Origin of the sequence: Bradyrhizobium sp., assembly GCF_049691595.1 — a bacterium.
Classification (GTDB): Bacteria; Pseudomonadota; Alphaproteobacteria; order Rhizobiales; family Xanthobacteraceae; genus Bradyrhizobium.
In genome coordinates this window covers 1-2,317 of record NZ_JBAVNZ010000552.1, presented here as the reverse complement: position 1 = coordinate 2,317, position 2,317 = coordinate 1, and the positions used below count along the sequence as shown (strand labels likewise).

1 protein-coding gene is annotated in these 2,317 nt (G+C 68.1%); it reads right to left on the bottom strand.

From position 1 onward, the window contains the following. Positions 1–80: 80 nt before the first annotated feature. A complete protein-coding gene (locus WCE35_RS22285; RefSeq protein ID WP_424595481.1) occupies positions 81–2,069 on the bottom strand; it encodes a 4Fe-4S binding protein in 1,989 nt (662 codons plus the stop codon). Positions 2,070–2,317: the final 248 nt, after the last annotated feature.

Genomic DNA, 2,317 nt, shown 5'->3' with positions numbered 1-2,317 from the left:
GCTTGACGCCCGGAATGCCGGCCGCCCTCGATGTCGCGCGCGCTTTCGGGTCTGGACTGGCAGCGGACACGACTTGCTCCTCACGATCCAAAAGGATCGCCTTTCTTCGCATCGCGCGCGCGCAGGTAATCCTCGGTCGACATCACCGGGGGTCGCGGCGGCGCACCGTGCGGGTCAAAACCCTCGTTGACCACGGCTTCGACGCGGCAGTCCGCGCACATCTTGATCACGTCGATACGCCGGGCATTGGCGCCCTGGAACATCCAGTGCTTGTCGCCGAGCTTGGCGAGCACGCGATCGATCGAGCTCCTGGTGCCGAACGGCTTGCCGCAGGCGATGCAGTGGAAGGGCTCTTCTTCCTTCAGCAGGCGCAGCGGCGCGTTCCACGCCTGGAAATCGAGCCGCGGCTCAAGCGTGATGACCTTCTCGGGACAGGTCGCCTCGCACAGGCCGCATTGCACGCACAGGCTTTCGGTGAAGCGCAGCATCGCGCGGTCGGGATTGTCGGACAGCGCGCCGGTCGGGCAGGCGGTGACGCAGGCATGGCAGAGCGTGCAGCCCTCGACGTCGAGATTGACGCCGCCGAACGGCGCGCCTTGCGCTAGCGGCACGACATCGACCGGCGCGGGTGCGGCCAAATGGAGTTCGCGAAAGGTGGTCTCGAGCACGCCGCGTTTGGCGCCGCGCGGCACGAAGCCGGCGGGCTTTTGCGTCGTGACGCCGGCCGGCGCAGCATCGAGCCGGGCGCGCAGCTGGTCCGGATCGTCGGTCTCGATGAGGCGCACCAGGCCCGTGCCGAAGCCGAGCGCGGTAACGATGGTGTCCGACGTCTCGGCCGCCCGGCGAAGTCCGGCGATGTCGTGCCGGGGCCGGGCGCGCGTCAGGATCGCGACGCCGCTGCCGCCATAGGCAAAGACGGCGGCGATGATCTCCGGCCCGAGTTGCGTGACTTCGTTGACGCGGAGCGGAAGCACATGCGCTGGCAGCCCGGCGCCGAACCGCGCCAGGGCATCGATCAGCGCCTCGCCATGCTCGCCGTCGTGAAACAGCACGATGGCGTCGCTGCCGCCGGCCTTGCGATAGGTCCGCAGCAGCGTCCGCAGCCGCCGCATCAGCGCGTCGGCGGCCGGCAGCGCATAGGCGGCCGCGCCGGTCGGACATGCCGAGGCGCACGCGCCGCAGCCGGCGCACACATTGGCGTCGATCGCCACCGAATTCCCGTTCGGCGTGATCGCGCCGGTCGGACAGAGATCGAGGCAGCGCGTGCATCCGGTGATGCCGGAGCGCGAATGGGCGCAGAGCGATGGCTCGAAGTGAACAAAGCGCGGCTTGTCGAAGGTGCCGACCAGACCGCCCGCATCCGCGATCGCGCGTTCGACGGCGGCGCGGTCGCGCGGATCGGCGCGCAGATATCCCGGACGCAGCTCATGCGCCGGAAACATCGCAGCAGCGCCACTGAGATCGAGGATCAGGTCGCAGGTCGAGGTCGCGCCATCGCGGGATGATCCGAACACGAGCTTCGCGCGCGAGGAGGGCAGCGGCAGCGCGTAGTCGTCGATCGCAAGCTCGAAAGCGCCGAGATGACCGCGCGCATTGCGGACGGTACCCTTGAGAACCGGAAACTCGTTGGTCCGGCGCGGGGTTATGTCGCCGGGCTGGCTCAGAAGCACGGTGATGTCGAGACGATCGGCGAGGCGCTGGCCGGCGTCGATGGCGATTTCGTCGCGGCCATAGATCAGCGCGACGCCGCTGCTCTCCAGCGTCACCAGTGAAATCGGCGGCATCTCTTCGCCGGCCGCCGCGATCAGCGCGGCGGCTTTCGGCCCCGCCGTGGTGGCGTCGCTCGACCAGCCGCCGGTTTCGCGAATGTTGGCAAAGGTGAGCTGGGCTTGCGGGAAATCCTCCGCGACTTCCCGGAACAATGGGGCCTCCTGGGTACAGGCCACCGTGATCGGCGCGCCTTCGGCCAGGGCTTCCCGAAACCGCGCGAGCTCGAGGCCGCAAAGCTGGTTTGCCGGCGTGATCTTTCCCGGGCAGCCGCGGCCGATCGCCTCCGCATCGAGCGGCATGGTGTTCTCGCAACTGCAGATCAGGAGGTGAGAGGCGGCCGTGCTCATTGTTGATTGCCCTGAAGCGGCGCGCTGGCGGTTGCTTCGTTCCATGGTTTCGCGATACCTGCCGGGCGAGCGATCTGCAAGGTCCGGACCTGCTCGCTTCACCGGCTCGACCGGGATAGCATACACCGTCGGATTGCGAAGTAATCAAGGATGAGCTCACCGATGACATCGCGGCTCGCGGGCGTGGAACAGACACTCGA

Bases quoted from the DNA above. Each gene is read 5' to 3' on its own strand.
- WCE35_RS22285 (WP_424595481.1), bottom strand. From the start codon at position 2,069: ATGCCGCTCGATGCGGAGGCGATCGGCCGCGGCTGCCCGGGAAAGATC.